This is a genomic window from Niallia alba (genome assembly GCF_012933555.1).
In the GTDB taxonomy this organism is placed as follows: Bacteria; Bacillota; Bacilli; order Bacillales; family Cytobacillaceae; genus Niallia; species Niallia alba.
The window spans coordinates 3,193,399-3,209,964 of record NZ_JABBPK010000001.1; the positions used below are offsets into that span (position 1 = coordinate 3,193,399).

At 36.6% G+C, this 16,566-nt stretch carries 15 protein-coding genes; 2 read left to right on the plus strand and 13 right to left on the minus strand.

Annotation, left to right across the window (positions count from 1 at the left end; genetic code table 11):
* Positions 1 to 72 precede the first annotated feature (72 nt).
* Together HHU08_RS15390 and HHU08_RS15395 are read right to left on the minus strand one after the other, a co-directional pair.
* A complete protein-coding gene (locus tag HHU08_RS15390; RefSeq protein ID WP_016203240.1) occupies positions 73 to 540 on the minus strand; it encodes a chemotaxis protein CheW in 468 nt (155 codons plus the stop codon).
* A gap of 158 nt (positions 541 to 698) precedes the next feature.
* Entirely contained in the window at positions 699 to 1,820 is a 1,122-nt protein-coding gene (locus tag HHU08_RS15395; protein WP_169188810.1) for a tripeptidase T, read from the minus strand.
* Positions 1,821 to 2,027: 207 nt separating this feature from the next.
* Here HHU08_RS15395 and prli42 point away from each other — a divergent pair, with 207 nt between their 5' ends.
* Positions 2,028 to 2,129: a stressosome-associated protein Prli42 gene (gene prli42, locus HHU08_RS15400; RefSeq protein ID WP_156827795.1), complete on the plus strand. Its 102-nt coding sequence runs from the start codon at positions 2,028 to 2,030 to the stop codon at positions 2,127 to 2,129.
* A gap of 526 nt (positions 2,130 to 2,655) precedes the next feature.
* On the opposite strand, the gene HHU08_RS15405 is transcribed toward prli42, so the two are convergent.
* The 11 genes from HHU08_RS15405 to HHU08_RS15455 all read right to left on the minus strand — a co-directional run bounded on the left by HHU08_RS15405 (position 2,656) and on the right by HHU08_RS15455 (position 14,270).
* Positions 2,656 to 3,162, minus strand: a complete 507-nt coding sequence (locus HHU08_RS15405; protein ID WP_016203243.1) for a L,D-transpeptidase — start codon at positions 3,160 to 3,162, stop codon at positions 2,656 to 2,658.
* Positions 3,163 to 3,345: 183 nt separating this feature from the next.
* Positions 3,346 to 4,068: an amino acid ABC transporter ATP-binding protein gene (locus tag HHU08_RS15410; protein WP_169188811.1), complete on the minus strand. Its 723-nt coding sequence runs from the start codon at positions 4,066 to 4,068 to the stop codon at positions 3,346 to 3,348.
* Positions 4,061 to 4,720, minus strand: coding sequence for an amino acid ABC transporter permease (locus tag HHU08_RS15415; RefSeq protein WP_169189700.1), 660 nt, complete (start codon positions 4,718 to 4,720; stop codon positions 4,061 to 4,063). Before HHU08_RS15415 ends, HHU08_RS15410 begins: the two co-directional genes overlap by 8 nt.
* 117 nt (positions 4,721 to 4,837) lie before the next feature.
* On the minus strand, positions 4,838 to 5,623 hold the full coding sequence (locus HHU08_RS15420; protein WP_169188812.1) for a transporter substrate-binding domain-containing protein: 786 nt from the start codon (positions 5,621 to 5,623) through the stop codon (positions 4,838 to 4,840).
* Between the two features lie 631 nt (positions 5,624 to 6,254).
* Entirely contained in the window at positions 6,255 to 6,695 is a 441-nt protein-coding gene (locus HHU08_RS15425) for a BrxA/BrxB family bacilliredoxin (RefSeq protein ID WP_016203247.1), read from the minus strand.
* Between the two features lie 78 nt (positions 6,696 to 6,773).
* Positions 6,774 to 8,033, minus strand: a complete 1,260-nt coding sequence (locus HHU08_RS15430) for a dihydrolipoamide acetyltransferase family protein (RefSeq protein ID WP_101730904.1) — start codon at positions 8,031 to 8,033, stop codon at positions 6,774 to 6,776.
* 25 nt (positions 8,034 to 8,058) lie between these two features.
* Positions 8,059 to 9,042, minus strand: a complete 984-nt coding sequence (locus tag HHU08_RS15435; protein WP_101730903.1) for an alpha-ketoacid dehydrogenase subunit beta — start codon at positions 9,040 to 9,042, stop codon at positions 8,059 to 8,061.
* A gap of 15 nt (positions 9,043 to 9,057) precedes the next feature.
* Positions 9,058 to 10,050, minus strand: a complete 993-nt coding sequence (locus tag HHU08_RS15440; RefSeq protein ID WP_101731377.1) for a thiamine pyrophosphate-dependent dehydrogenase E1 component subunit alpha — start codon at positions 10,048 to 10,050, stop codon at positions 9,058 to 9,060.
* Between the two features lie 74 nt (positions 10,051 to 10,124).
* Positions 10,125 to 11,549: a dihydrolipoyl dehydrogenase gene (gene lpdA / locus HHU08_RS15445; protein WP_016203251.1), complete on the minus strand. Its 1,425-nt coding sequence runs from the start codon at positions 11,547 to 11,549 to the stop codon at positions 10,125 to 10,127.
* Entirely contained in the window at positions 11,533 to 12,642 is a 1,110-nt protein-coding gene (buk, locus tag HHU08_RS15450; RefSeq protein ID WP_101730902.1) for a butyrate kinase, read from the minus strand. Before buk ends, lpdA begins: the two co-directional genes overlap by 17 nt.
* A 20-nt stretch (positions 12,643 to 12,662) precedes the next feature.
* A complete protein-coding gene (locus HHU08_RS15455) occupies positions 12,663 to 14,270 on the minus strand; it encodes a sigma-54-dependent Fis family transcriptional regulator (protein WP_016203253.1) in 1,608 nt (535 codons plus the stop codon).
* 870 nt (positions 14,271 to 15,140) lie between these two features.
* Here HHU08_RS15455 and HHU08_RS15460 point away from each other — a divergent pair.
* Positions 15,141 to 16,478 (plus strand): ISLre2 family transposase, encoded by a 1,338-nt coding sequence (locus HHU08_RS15460; RefSeq protein WP_100525934.1) that lies wholly within the window; start codon positions 15,141 to 15,143, stop codon positions 16,476 to 16,478.
* The last annotated feature ends 88 nt before the right edge of the window (positions 16,479 to 16,566 follow it).

A 16,566-nucleotide genomic window follows, 5' to 3' on the forward strand; every position in this document is an offset into this window, starting at 1 on the left:
TTTGCCTTCACCAATTCTTTATGATCATTTGTAGACGCTTCTATTATATATTCCATATTTCCTACTTGTTGCTTATGCAGGCTGATTTTTCATATAGTCTTTAATTTCTTTTACTCCTTCAAGTGTTTCTAATAAGACATTTGGGTCTAGCATTAAAACCAAACGATTTTCTAAATTAAGAACTCCTGTAATATATTCTGTTTTCTGATATGCAGAAATGCCAACCTCTTTAATTACTTCTTCTTTTATATCGAGAATCTCTTTTGCATCGCTAACAATCATAGCAAATGAAATATCTTCTGTTCGCGCAACAATTAATTTATTATTTTCATTTTCTTCTGTTTTTTGATTGTATAAAACCATTTGTAAATCAATGACAGGAATAAGCTCCTCTCTTACTTTTCTTATTCCTCTCACAAAGGATGGTAATTGAGGAACAGGAGTAATCTGTTCTTCTTTCTCTATTGATATGACATAAGAAACATCTACGGAATATTCTCCGTTTGCCACTTTAAATATAACAACCTTCTTTTCTTCCATTTATATTCCCCCAAAATTATATTTTACAGTAGTATTTTCCTATAAAATATTTTCCTCTGTTTTCTAGATAAATGCAAGCAAAAATAGAAACATTTGTTTGATATATACACAAAAAGGGTGCTTCCCTAAAAAGGAAACACTCCGAGTCGAAAATATGATTATTTACCTGTTACTTCTTCAATAATTGCAAGTACCATTTCAGCCAATTTATTTAATTCTTCTATTGGCATTTTTTCATTTGTTGTATGAATATCTTCATAACCTACTGCTAAGTTGACAGTTGGGATACCAAAACCGCAGATAACGTTGGCATCACTTCCGCCACCGCTTTGTTGTAATTCACAGCTTCTGCCGATTTTTGCAGCTGCTTTTCTAGCTACTTCCACCACATGGTCACCTTCACCAAATTTAAAGCCTGGATACATTACGTCTACTTCGACAACTGCTTGTCCGCCCATCTCGGTTGCTGTAGATTCAAATGCTTCTTTCATCTTAGCTACTTGTGCAAGCATTTTATCTTCTACCAAAGAGCGTGCTTCTGCAAGAATATCTACATGGTCACAAACGATATTTGTTTGTTTCCCTCCAGCGAAACTGCCAATATTAGCTGTTGTTTCTTTGTCTATACGACCTAAAGGCATTTTTGCTATTGCTTTAGAGGCAATTGTAATAGCAGAAACTCCTTTTTCAGGTGCCACGCCTGCATGTGCCGTTTTTCCTAGAATCGTTGCTTTGACTTTTGCTTGTGTTGGTGCTGCTACAACGATATTTCCTACTTTACCATCACTATCTAATGCATAACCGTATTTTGCTTGAATTAGCTTAGGATCAAGCGCCTTTGCGCCTAATAAGCCTGATTCTTCCCCTACTGTTATAATAAACTGAATGGTTCCATGAGGAATATTATTTTCTTTGATTACAGTAAGTATTTCAAGCATAACAGATAAACCAGTTTTATCATCTGCACCAAGTATTGTCGTACCATCTGTTACTATGTATCCATCTTTAATTGACGGTTTTACTCCAACCCCAGGAACTACTGTATCCATATGAGATGTGAAGTAAATAGGATCAACGTTTTCCTTCGTTGCCGCAAGCGTACAGATTAAATTACCTGCGCCATGACCAGTAATAGCTGTTGTATCATCCTCTATTACTTCTAAGCCTAATTCTTCAAATTTCTTTTTTAATACAATACTGATTTCTTTTTCAAACTTTGTTTCCGAATCAATTTGTACTAGTTCTAAAAATTGATTTAATAAACGCTCTTGATTAATCATTTTTTGTTCCTCCAAAAATTAGTGACATTATTAGTATACGCCTATAAAAATAGAACATCAAATAAAAATCATAGGCGTGAAATTCATTTTTCTACCTGCTAATAAAGAAAAGCTCGCTCAGCGAATATTCCATATGTTTATAGTTGTACCATTCTGCTATTCTTAGTAAAATAGACAGTAAGAATGGTTAAGACATTGGAGGATACTATGAAGAAAAAGAAAAATAGATTACAAAAGATTGTTGTATATTTAATGATCTTTATTATGCTTGCATCTACTCTGTTAATTGGAATTGGGATGTTATTTTAATGGAAGATTATTTTCCATAAGAAATAGGCTGGAACAAAACAAAATATATAATGCGTAAAGACGAACAATCTCTAATTTAGTAGCGAAACCAACTCCTTTCCATTACGCTACAGACACTCTATGCGCCGATGAGCAACCTAAGCTCCTCGGCTAAAGCCTGTGGGGTCTCTTAGGTTTTGCTCTACTTCCCGCAGGAGTTGAGTGTCCTCGCTTCATTTCACTCCGTTTTAAAAGGTTGTTTAGTTCTATCCTTTTTTTAAGAAAATATAATTAGTAGGAAAAACGGAGCAGACTGAATACACGTAGACTCCTATGGGAGCTGCGAGAAAGTCCGAGACCCTGCAGCGAAGGCGAAGCGGCTCGGCGCTCGCCCCATGGAAAGCGAAGTGTATTCAGTCTGCGGGTGACTACCACAAACCCTATTTAAAATGAATAAAAAACCCAACAATGATACGAAAATTTGATTAGCAATCTCCATATAATTGTTCGAGTTTATATTTAGTTGGAATACTTTTGTCCCAACCTTTTATTCGATAGCTCCATACTCCTCAGCTAACTCCTGAAAGCTTTTCTCTGAGTTTGTAATCAGCACTTTCGTTCCTAATGGAATGAAATCATAAATTGATTCTACTGCCTCATTTTGCATGCGAACACAGCCTTGTGACACGTATTTCCCGATACTGCCTGGATTATTGGTTCCATGAACTCCATATATTCTTCCATCTGTATTATTTGCATCAAAACCAATCCATCGTGTTCCTAACGGATTTTCCTCATGTCCCCCCACTATATTCTTTTTTCGGTAATAGGGATTAGCCGCTTTGACTGTTATTGTAAATAAACCTTCTGGTGTTAGGTCTTCTTTTTTTCCGGTCGAAACACTTATTGTCGTTTGTACGCGATTTTCATCTATTAAAGATAATTGATTCGTTTTTTTATTAATAATGAGAAAAGGATCACCTGGCAATGGATTTATCCCTAATGGCCATACAGGGGAAATTGTTAAGAGAATAGACAAAGCTAGTTTTAACATCCAATCACACTCTCTTTTTTTCTTAGTTTGTGTGATTGTTGCTTCTTTATGCGAAAAGAATACTGCTCTTCGGAAAAAGTGTTTTTTAATCCCTCTCCTATTCTCTACTACTTCTGAAGTCAGTGGAAACAAAAAAAAAGATTTCTTCATCTAAAAGACAAAGAAATCTTCTTCTATCCATTATTAAAGCATTTTCTCTAAAAACTCTTTTGCACGGTCTGTTTTAGGATTGGTAAAAAACTCAGCTGGCGGGGCATCCTCAACCACTACTCCACCATCTAGGAATAATACTCTATTGGCAGCTTCTCTTGCAAAGCCCATTTCATGTGTCACAATAAGCATCGTTATTCCAGTGTGCGCCAGAGATTTCATTACCTCCAGTACCTCTTTTACCATTTCAGGATCCAATGCTGACGTTGGTTCATCAAATAAAATCACTTCTGGATTCATTGCAAGAGCACGAGCAATTGCGACCCTTTGCTTTTGCCCGCCTGATAGACGGCTAGGATATACATTTGCTTTATCGGCAAGACCAACTCTAGCAAGAAGCTCTTTCCCCATCTTTTCCGCTTCGCTCTTACTTATTCCTTTCACCTTAATCGGTGCATAAGTCACGTTTTGTAAAACCGTTTTGTGTGGGAAGAGATGAAAATGTTGAAAAACCATTCCAACGTTTTCTCTTATTTTTTTTATATTTGTGTTTTTTTCTGTAATATCTGTGCCATCAATGATTACTTTTCCTTTTGTTGGTACTTCAAGTAAGTTAATACAACGCAGAAAAGTAGATTTTCCCGAACCAGAAGGACCGATAATCGTCACTACTTCGCCTTTTTCTACCTGTGTATTTATCCCTTTTAAAACTTGAAGAGAGCCATAAGATTTATGCAAATTTTCAACATTAATCACTTCTTCTCATTCTCCTTTCAACAGCTTTAGCCAATGTTGTCAGTATCATTACTAGAACGTAATAAATAAGACCTGCAAGAATCATCGGCTCCAAATATGCATATTTTTCTCCACCCATTATATAGGCTCTACGCATAATATCGGTAACACCAATAACCGTGACAACCGCCGACTCTTTTGTTAAGGAAACAGCTTCATTAATTAATGCTGGAAAAATATTCTTTAAAGCCTGTGGCAAAATTAAATCGAACATTGCTTGTCTAGATGAAACACCTAGTGCCATAGCTGCTTCTTTCTGCCCACGATCTACCGCTAAAATTCCAGCACGAATAATTTCCGAAATATAAGCAGCTGAATTCAAGCCAAAAGAAAGAATTGCTGCAACAGCTGGTTCTATTTGTATTCCTGTTAATTGCGGAACACCAAAATAGATGATCATTAATTGCAATACAAGAGGTGTCCCTCTGAATACGGATGTATAAATAGCAGCAATCCAGCTTAATACTGGAATCTTACTAAGTTTAAAAATCGAAAGTACTATCCCTAAAACAAAACCAATAATTCCAGCCACTACGACAATTTGCAATGTCACTGTGATTCCCTTTAATAAATATGGCAGGGACGGAATAAATTGTTGGAAATCTAAGCCCATTAATATCTCAATCCTTTCATTAAACACGGGGTGTGTTTTTACCTATTGATATAGCTTAAAAACAAGAAAACGTTTAGGGCAATGTTTGCCCTAAACTGTCCCCCACTTAAACCTATCTTATTTACCAAACCATTTTACAACTAACTCGTCAATCTCTCCGTTATCTTTCATTTTCTTTAATTCAGCATTGAATTTTTCTGTTAAGTCACTATTCTTTGGAAAAGCAATAGCAGAACCAGCGTCTTCATTTGCTTCTATTGCTGGGAAAGATGTTAGCGTATCTTCTTTATTTAAATAACCAGTCGCAACTACATCTTCAATAATTGCTGCATCAAATCGACCTGCTTTAATTTCTTGAATTAATTGTGGAATACGGTCACGGTTTTCTACAGTAACTTTTACCGTTTTAGCAATTTCTTTTGCTGCATCTTCTTGAATAGACCCTAGTTGTACCCCAACCTTTTTCCCTTCAAGATCCTGAACACTTTTAATATTACTATCTTTTGTTGTAACAACTAAGTCTTTTGCAGTAAAATATATATCGCTGAAATCAACATTTTCTGCTCTTTCCGGTGTTGGAGACATACCGGATAAAACTAAATCTACTTTTCCAGATTGTAATGCAGAAATTAATCCGCTAAAATCCATATCTTTTACTTGGATTTTGTAACCAAGCTTTTCGCCTAATGCATTAGCTAAATCAATATCAAAACCGATAATATCATCACTTTTTGCGGTATCGATATATTCAAATGGAGCATAATCTGCAGAAGTTCCCATTACAAGTACTTTTTTATCAGAAGATCCACTATCACTATTTGAACTATTTTCATCAGTAGAAGTACCACATGCGCCTAAAATAAATACTATAGACAACAGCATTAATGCTAGTAATTTTTTCATATTATTATTATCCCCCTATACTTACTTAAGCTTTCATTCTTTATTAATATTGCTTGTTTGTTGCAAATTATTAAATGATCTTTTCATTTATATTCATGCAACAATATGAATTTTAACACATACTTATAATTATGCAATATGATTTATACAAATCCATTAAATAAAATACTATTCTGAAAAAACTTAATTTTCTATCAATTAAACCGATACATCATTTTTAATTTTATTTGAATTTACAAGCAAAAACTTTTAAGGAAGATATGAATAACAAAAGAAGCCGTGAAATGAATTCACTTCGTAGATAACATGAAAAAAGACTCAGAATCCTGAGCCTTCAGACTGTAGACAAACCCCTGAATTTTAGATATAGAGGTTTGTCTATAGTATATTTATTAGTCTCTTTGAAGAGGGATGTTGCTTTCCGCTCCAGGGGTTCGCTTTCCGTGGGGCTCGCGCTTAGCCGCGGTCTGCCTTTGGCCTGCAGGGTCTAAGCTGTCTCGCTAATCCCACAGGAGTCTCACCCCTTCCACTCCAAGCAACGCATGAAAATTCAATGTAAGTTTCTAAAAATCTTTTTGTCGACAAACTGAAGGCTCAGAATCCTGAGCCTTCTTTACACAATATACAGTGTTTATTTTACTTCTTCGCAATATTCTTCAAATGCGTTTTGTAGTTTTTCCACAACTTGCATTGGATCGTGGCCTTCAATTTCATGGCGCTCGACCATTTTCACTAGTTCGCCATCTTTCATTAATGCAAAAGAAGGAGAAGAAGGAGGAAAACCTGTAAAATAGGAACGAGCTTGTTCTGTTGCCTCTTTATCCTGGCCTGCAAATACGGTTACTAATTGATCAGGTCTTTTTTTATAATGTAAGGAGTAACTAGCAGCTGGTCTTGCAATTCCACCTGCACATCCACATACAGAATTCACCATTACTAGAGTGGTACCTTTTTTTGATAATGCTTCATCTACTGCTTCTTTTGTTGTTAGTTCAGCATATCCAGCCTCTACTATTTCTTGGCGTGCTTGACGGACAACATCATTCATGAATAAATTAAAATCAATATTCATTATTTCGCTCCTTTTATGAAATATATTCTTACTACATTATTATAAAAAAAGTATGCATTTTCAATTAATCTGTTTGCATTAATAGATTGGTGTTGTTTCCTCTGAAGTATTTTCAAGAATTTCCTTTACCCTTTGTAAAAATCTTCCGCAAACTAATCCGTCTAATACACGGTGATCTAATGACATGCAGAGATTTACCATATCTGAAATAGCAATCATATTATCCTTTATAACAGGTCTTTTTACAATTGACTCCACTTGAAGGATAGCCGCTTGGGGATGATTGATAATTCCCATTGACTGAATGGAACCAAACGATCCAGTGTTATTCACTGTGAATGTGCCCCCCTGCATTTCATCAACAGTAAGCTTTCCTGTTCTTGCTTTATTTGCAAGTTCTGTAATCTCTCTTGCAATCCCTTTAATCGATTTTTCATCTGCATTTTTGATAACTGGTACAAATAGTGCCCCCTCTGTTGCTACTGCGATGGAGATATTAATTTCCTTTTTCTGAATAATTTTGTCTCCTGCCCACGTTGAATTAATTTGCGGGAATTCTTTTAATGCACGTGCAACTGCCTTCACAAAAAAGGCAAAGAATGTTAAGTTATAGCCTTCTTCCTTCTTAAAGGAATCTTTCACTTTATTTCTGTATTGTACAAGTTTTGTTACATCCACTTCGATCATTGTCCAAGCATGGGGAATCTCATGCTTACTCTTAACCATATTGCTAGCAATCGCTTTTCTTAGTCCTGTTATCGGGAACTCTTTATCTCCTGCTTGTGTTTGCACATTATGTACAGATGTTTCTTTTTTAGGTATAGGATCAGCAGGTACATTTGATCCATTTGCTGGCACTTTCTCATCCACTTTTCCTTGTGGAACCCCTTCTTGTATAGCCTTTTGTACATCTTTTCTCGTAATTCTTCCTCCTGCGCCAGTTCCAGTTAACAGCGTCAAATCAATCCCAGCTTCTTGAGATAGACGCAATACTGCTGGTGAGTACCTTGCTTTTTGACTTGTATCTGTATTTATAGGCGCAGCTGCTTTTTCTTCCGTCTCTTCGTTGGCAGGTTGTTCTTCCTGAGAATTGTCCCCTTCTACTTCAATGGTGCAAATTACTTCGCCAACTTCGAGCGTCTGTCCCTCTTTTGCTATTAATTCTTTGACCTTACCTGAAAAAGAAGAAGGAATTTCGGCATTTACTTTATCGGTCATTACTTCCGCAAGTGGGTCATATTTGTTTACAACATCTCCAACCGAAACAATCCAGTTGCTTATGGTTCCTTCTGTTACACTTTCACCTAATTTAGGCATTGTTATTTTTTCAATTGGCATCGCTTTTCACTCCTTCTTATGCGATTTAGAATTCTGCAAGCTTTCGCATTTCTGTTTCTACTTTTTCTGGCGTAACTAAGAAGAATTTTTCCATTGTTGGCGCATATGGCATTGCAGGAACATCTTCCCCTGCTAATCGCATAATTGGTGCATCTAAATCAAACAAACAATTTTCTGCAATAATTGCTGCAACTTCACTGATTACACTGCCCTCTTTATTATCTTCTGTTATTAAAAGAACCTTACCTGTTTTGGAAGCAGCTTCCATAATTGCTTCTTTATCAAGTGGATAAACCGTTCGCAAATCTAAAATATGTGCAGAAATACCATCTTCCGCTAATTTTTCAGCAGCTTGCAAGGCAAAATGGACACATAATCCGTACGTTATAACTGTAATATCTTCGCCTTCTCGCTTGACATCTGCTTTGCCTATTGGCAATACATAATCCTCTTCTGGAACAAACCCTTTAATTAATCGATAAGCACGTTTATGCTCAAAGAATAAAACCGGATCAGGATCTTGGATAGCTGCCTTTAACAATCCTTTTACATCATATGGTGTTGAGGGCATAACAATTTTTAATCCTGGCGTATTAGCGAACATTGCTTCTACCGATTGAGAATGGTAAAGTGCACCGTGAATACCGCCTCCGTAAGGTGCACGGATAACAATCGGACACGTCCAATCATTATTTGATCGATATCTAATTTTTGCTGCTTCGGAAACGATTTGATTTACAGCTGGCATAATAAAATCAGCAAACTGCATTTCTGCAATCGGTTTTAAACCATACATCGCTGCTCCAATTCCCACGCCTGCAATTGCAGATTCTGCGAGTGGGGCATCAATTACTCTTTCTGCCCCAAATTGTTCGTAAAGGCCTGTTGTTGCTTTGAAAACTCCACCTTTTACCCCAACATCTTCTCCAAGGATAAATACTTTATCATCTTTCTCCATTTCTTCCCGAATGGCTTGAGTCACTGCGTCTATATAGGATATTACTGGCATCTTTTCATTTCCCCCTTAATTGCCGTATACATATTTCAAAGTATCTTCTGGTTGTGCATATGGCGCTTTTTCTGCATAATCTGTTGCTTCATTTATTTCTTCCGCAATTTTCTTATTTAATTGCTGATCTATTTCTTCTGTCAATATACCAGTAGAAACTAAATAAGCTCTAAATGTTAGTAACGGATCCTTTGCTTTTGCCTCTTTCACTTCTTCTCTTGCACGATAGCTGCTATCATCGTCATCAGAAGAATGAGGAGTTAAACGATAAGAAATTGTTTCAATTAATGTTGGTCCTTCTCCTCTTCTCGCTCTATCTACTGCTTCTTTCGTAACACGATATACCTCAATTGGATCATTTCCGTCAACTGTATATCCTGGCATACCGTAGCCGATTGCTCGGTCGGAGACATTCGCACAACCTAATTGCTTTTCGATTGGAACGGAAATAGCATATTTATTATTTTCGCATAGAAAAATAACAGGTAGCTTGTGAACACCAGCGAAGTTTGCTCCTTCATGAAAATCTCCTTGGTTAGATGAGCCTTCCCCAAAGCTAACAAATGTAACAATATCTTTCTTTTCTATTTTCCCTGCTAATGCAACACCAACAGCGTGAGGTACTTGGGTAGTTACCGGAGAAGAACCTGTAACAATACGATTTTTCTTTTGACCGAAATGTCCTGGCATTTGTCTTCCCCCTGAGTTAGGGTCTTCCGCTTTCGCAAAGCCTGACAGCATAATTTCCTTTGTTGTCATGCCAAAAGTTAACACAACTCCCAGATCCCGATAATAGGGAAGCATATAATCTTTTTGCCGATCAAATGCAAAGGCTGCGCCCACTTGTGCCGCTTCTTGTCCCTGACATGATATAACAAACGGAATTTTTCCTGCTCGATTTAATAACCACATTCTTTCATCAATTCTTCTTGCAAGGAGCATTTGCTCATACATTTCTAATACTTGATCATCTGTTAAACCAGCTTCTAAATGGCGATTATGAACCATTGTCATATTATTACCTCCTAATTGATTCATCTTTGTTCCCCCTATATTAAAATGAACATTTTTCAACTTTTTTACTAGCTATGAATGGCTTTGCCCTCAACTGCAAGGGCTGCTTCCCCAATTGCTTCCGTTAAACTTGGATGAGGATGAATTGTATTACTAATTTCCCACGCAGTTGCATCTAGTACTTTTGCAAGAGCTGCTTCTGCAATAAGGTCTGTTGCATGTGCTCCAATAATGTGAACACCTAATAGATCATCTGTCTCTTGATCTGTAATTATTTTTACAAAGCCATCTTGCTCCCCGTAAATAAGTGCTTTGCCAATGGCTTTGAAAGAAAACTTTCCTTTTTTAATCGTAAATCCAAGCGCAATAGCTTCCTCTTCTGTATAACCAACACTAGAAATCTCTGGACTTGTATAGATGCATTTGGAAACTGTTTTATAATCGAGCGGCTGTGGATTTTCGCCTGCAATATGTTCTACGGCAATAATCCCTTCATGTGAGGCAACATGTGCTAGTTGCAATCCTCCAATACAATCTCCAATTGCGTAAATATGCGATTCTTTTGTTTGATAGTATTTATTTGTTTCAATTACATTATTAGCAACTGCAATTTCAGTATTTTCAAGACCAATTCCTTCCACATTTCCGATGCGTCCTACAGATACAAGCAGTTTATCACCTTCAAACGTCTGTATATCACCATTTTTTTCTGCTTGAATAGTTACACTAGATGAATTTTTCTGGACGGTGTCTGCTAATACCTTCGCACCTGTAACAATCTTGATCCCTTTTTTCTTTAGGATTCGTTGTAATTCTTTACTTATTTCCTTATCTTCTGTTGGCACCAATCGATCGCTATATTCTAAAATAGTTACTTTCACATCAAAATCAGCAAGCATAGAAGCCCATTCAACCCCTATTACTCCCCCACCAACGATAATAATGGATTTAGGAAGTTCTTCCATTTGTAATGCTTCCTCAGAACTAATGACAGTCGAACCATCAATCTCTAATCCTGGTAAGGTTTTCGGTCTAGAGCCTGTTGCGATGATTACATTTTTCGGGATCAACATTTCGTTTTCTTCTCCATTATTCATTTCAACGGAGATCGTTCCTGGCATTGGAGAAAAAATAGATGGTCCCATTATTCTTCCATTTCCTTCATAAACATCAATTTTCCCTTTTTTCATTAAATATTGCACACCGCTATGAAGCTGGCTTATGATGCTTGATTTTCTTTCTTGCACTCGATTAAAGTCCAATCGTATATCTGATGTAATAATCCCAAATTCTTCACTTTTTTTTGCTGTTGCATAAACTTCTGCACTTCTTAATAGTGCTTTGCTCGGAATGCAACCATTATGTAAACATGTACCACCTAATTTTCCTTTTTCAACAACTGCTGTTTTTAAACCTAATTGGGAAGCGCGAATCGCTGCTACATAACCACCAGTTCCTCCGCCTAGAATGACAAGATCATATTCCTTTGCCATTATCTTCACACTCCTCTCTATCTCCATACTCTTTTGGTATTTCTTCCTTACGTAATACTCGTAAAACTCCTTCTGCCAATGATTGTCGCTCATTTTCACCTGGATATACCATTATATCTGCAATCCAACTAACACGTTCCATAATTAATTTTACAAAAAGGTTACTAAACGCAAGTTCACCTGTTAAAATAATTGCATCTACTTTCCCAAATAACACTGCACTGGCACTACCAATTTCCTTAGCAACCTGATAGGCCAATGCTTCAAAAATTAGATAGTTAGGATTGTCTGGATTTTGAAGCTCTTCTTCTATTTGAAGGGAACGTGGTTTGTCAAGATAAGCCATTACCCCTGAATGATACAACAATTGTTGCTTCATCTCTTTATACGTAAATTCTCCAGAGTAGCATAAATCTACTAAATCACCATGAGGCAGTGTCCCAGAGCGTTCCATACTAAATGGTCCTTCTCCATTTAATCCATTATTCACATCAATTACTTTTCCATTTGAATGTGCACCAATCGTAATCCCGTCCCCAAGATGAGCGATGATTAGCTTCACTTTCTCATACTTTTTGCCAAGCTCCATCGCTGCGCGTCTGCCAGTTGCTTTATGATTAAGTGCATGAAAAACACTTTTTCTTGTAATTTTTGGATAGCCAGAAATTTTAGCAATGTTGTCCATTTCATCGACGACGACTGGATCAACTATATAGGAAGGAATTTCTAAATGCTCTGCAATTTCATAAGCAATAAGAGCTCCCAAGTTTGATGGATGTTCACCTCTTGTTTGTCCAAGTAAATCATTACGCATAGCAGCATTGATTATATAGGTACCTCCATCGATTGGTTTAAGTAACCCCCCTCTACCACACACAGCAGCTAGCTTGGAAAGATTAATTCCTTTATCCACTAGATATAAGAGAATTTCATTTGTTCGGAACTTATATTGAGAAACAATTGATGAGAATTCTCGTATTTTTTCGGAATCATGATGCAAATCTTCTATAATAATTGGAACCTGGTTTTCATATAGAGCGATTTCTGTTACTAATGACCTTGGGTTTATTACCAATATACGATATCTACTCATCTTAAAAACCCCTAGAAAAATTAATTTAAGTGATACTTATCTAATTTATAATATAAATTTCGGACAGAAAGCCCTAATGTTTTAGCCGTTAATGTTTTGTTTCCCTCTAACTTTCTTAACGTTTTTTCTATAATTACTTTCTCGTATTTTTCAACTAACTCAGATAGTGGTTGATCCACATCATCTGTGGTATCTTCCAGTTCGATTGGTTGTTCCTTTTTTTCTCCTGAATGAAAAAGATGCTCCAATTTTAGCACTGTCTCTTCTTCCTGAACCCTTACGACTGCAAGCTGTAAAATTGCTTTTAATTCTAGTGCATTGCTCGTATAAGAATAAGATTCTAATGCTTTTTGCGCTTCTAAATCGATTTCTTGTATCCATCTGTCACTTTCTTGATTTAGCTCCATGAGAAAATACTTAGATAATGGATAAATATCTTCTTTACGCTCGCTTAAAGGTGGTAAATAAATATTCGTTTTCATTAACTCATCATACAGCTCTTCTAAAAATACCCCAGCGATTAAGGCTTTTTCTAACTTGATAGGAGATGAAATGATCAGGCGAAAAGACGCCTGCTTCTCGCCCTTTCCAAATTCCCTTAGTTTTTCTAAAAGCAATGTTTGTTCATCGATCGATAAATAAGTGACATTTTCTAAGTAAATTGTTCCTTTATATTTTGTACAATTAGTGCTTAGAAACTTATTCAGTTGTGCTTGATTTCTTTTTGGGTGGATACGTTTAAAAAGTTTAAACTTATTTTCACTCCAATTGTGAATAGCATTGGCAAGCATAAACTTGCCAGTACCTTCCTCACCTCTAATAAATATGACACGTTTAGTTGCAGCTGCTAGCTTTGCCTGCTCGATGGCAAACTTCATAAACGGTGATTGATATATAAAATCGTCAAATTGATAGTTATGTTCCAACCCTCGGATAATTGCTTTTGTTTGTTGAAGCTCTTTTTTTAAATAGACAGTTTCTGTTTTATTTTTAATAATTTGCAGACAGCCTTTTAATTTGCCATCGACTATTATAGGTGTACTTTTTATCGAAAGACACAAGGTGTCTGTATTAAGTGTTATCTCCGCATCCCGTCTTGTTTGAAAAACTTCTTCTCTATTCTTTATTACTGATTCATGTTGTTCTTGGTCAACTACAGAAATCAAACCATCGTATGATGGATTTTGCATAATAACAAGACCTTGCTCATCGACTATTACATAAGCCTCTGCACTTTTTTGCAAAATTAGCATTAACAACATTTGAATATTGTCATCATCTAACCATTCTCTTTTTTGACTAGCTTCTTGCAATACTGCAACAGCACCAATTATTTGATTTTCTTTATCTTTAAGTGGATAACGAGAAATCAAAAGATAATCTGTGTCAGAAATTGCAAACATTTTCTGTTCTTCTTTTCTTTTTGTATGTAAAACTCTCATCATTCCACTGTTAGGAATAATGGATAAAATATGCTGATCTATTTGAAGATGATATTGCTTTTGCACCATTCTTTCAGCACTTTGGTTGAAATAGCAGATGACTCCATGATTATCCACAAGGATAATCCCTTCCTTCAATTCATCAAAAAGGGTATAAGAGGTTGACTGTATTGTTCGATCGATCATTAGCACACTTCCTATCATCCGTGCAATTTATTTCATATCTATACTATACCTATCTCTTCGTTATTATGCAATTTTTTTCCCGTTTTCATTTTTTTCTGAAAAAAGGGACGAGCTTATGACTTCTCTGGATGAGAGCGATCATCTTAAAAGATAAAAAAACTATTCCAGTCAAACATAGACCCAAACGATTATAAGAACATGCTAATGAAGGGCTCGTATAGTCGTTTGGGCTTTTTTATTCGTTTTCAAAAAGGATGTTTCATGAGGTTTGTTGCTATTTACCCGCAACCTAAATACACTTCGCTTTCCTTGGGGCTCCCGCTGAGCCGCTTCGGCCCTTGGCCTGCAGGGTCTCAGCTGTCTCGCTAATCCCACCGGAGTCTACGTGTATTTAGGCTGCTCCATTTTCCAATCTATTTCATTTTTTTCTTGGTAAAATAATTAGGTTTTAGAAAATAGCCTTTAAAAACGAAGTGAAATGAAGTGTCTATAGCGTAATGGAACGAACTAGTTCTTACACTTTATTTTATTTAAAAACAAATAAAATAAAGTATGCGAAAGCAACCTATATTTACTAGCTAAATGAGAGAATATTTGTCTTAACAGCGTATCTATTTTGTTAAATCCCAACCTCATAAATTCAAAAACAAAGGTCTCCCCTATCTTTCTAATGGCTTTAGAAGGAGTATGAGTAAAATGTTTGTGGGAGAATAAATATCCTTTTTGTCTAGTTGGGGGACTCGTCCCCCAACTAGACAAAAAGGCCACCAAGCGAAAGCGCGGTAGCTGGAAAAAATTAAGTATTAAAAAAGAGAGCTTCCTTTTGTAAAGTAGAGTTTGACTAGAATACTACGAAAAGGAGAGGCTCTCATGAATCAATGTAACACAAAAATGCCATCATTAAAAGAATTGGAAAAAACTTTATTTCGAACACTACAAATGACCTTTCAAGAAATCCTTGTTCAAACATTAGAAAATTGGGATCTAGAGATTGCTCAGCAACGAGACAAAAGAAGATTTGCTTTACGAGATAAACGAGAAATACGAGTAGATACAGCGTTTGGAGCAGTGGAGCTGAAGCGTAATTATTATTTCGATCGTGTAACCAAAAAATATATTTGTCTGTTAGATCATTATTTACAGTTTCAAGGGAATAAAGGGTTTAGTCCACTATTAGAAGAATGGGGGCTAGAATTAGCGACAAATGGTTCCTCCTATCGAAAGGCGGTGGAAACGTTCGAACAATTTTTAGGCTATTCGGCGATGAGCCACGAAGCATTACGGCAACATCTTCTTCATACAAGCGTACTTCCCGCTAAGGAAAAACGTCCTTTTCAAAAGGTGTTGTTTGTCGAAGTAGATGGATTATATGTGAAGAGTCAAGAAAAGAAAAAGCGTGGATGGGAGTTGAAATTCGCCGCTGTACATGAGGGATGGAAAGAAAACGGAAAGCGAGTCAGGCTCCGAAATAAAAGGCATTTTCTCTATGAAGAAAAAGAACCCTTTTGGGAAGCTTTTGAAACATTCTTACAGAATCATTATGCGTATGATCCAACCCAAACCTTGCTTATTATTAATGGCGATGGAGCAGGCTGGATAACGGCATGTCGGGAGTATTTTCGGGAACGCGCCTTTTTCACCATGGACCGTTTTCATGTCGCTCGTTCGATGAAGCAACTAATGAAGAGCCATCCTCGATACCGCTACATGAAAAGAGCGTTAAAAAACTACCAGGTAGAAACATTACTTCTAGAGTTGAATAGCGCAGTAGGAACAATGGATACACCAGAAGAAGAAGAAAAACTAGCGCATTTCCTCGGCTTTTTAACGCATCATCAGGAAACCATAAAAGATTACCGTAGTTGGTTACAGGAGAAAGGCGTGGACACGACAGCGTATCGTCCAATGGGAAGTGCAGAAGCAATGATGAATCAATTAGCCAAACGATTAAAAAATGGAAGAGCATGGAGCAAAAAAGGCGTCATGAGCATGGCACGTTTGTGGATTGGGTTGAAGGATGATCTATCTATCCAAACGATATATGGAAAATGGGAAAAAGCCACGGAAAAATCAAAGAAAGAGCATCGACCGAAAAGAAAAATACCCACAAAATTAGTAACAGAAACCGTGCGTCAGAACATGCCATACTTAAATCAAGCGATTGGAAAACCCGTTCACTTTGCCTTACAGGGATTAAAAGGTTTTTAAAAAATGAGAGAATCAACAGTTGGAAGAACAAAACCAATTGGAAAGCGGATACAAACTTAGAGGTTTTACTTTATAAAAAAGGGAGCTA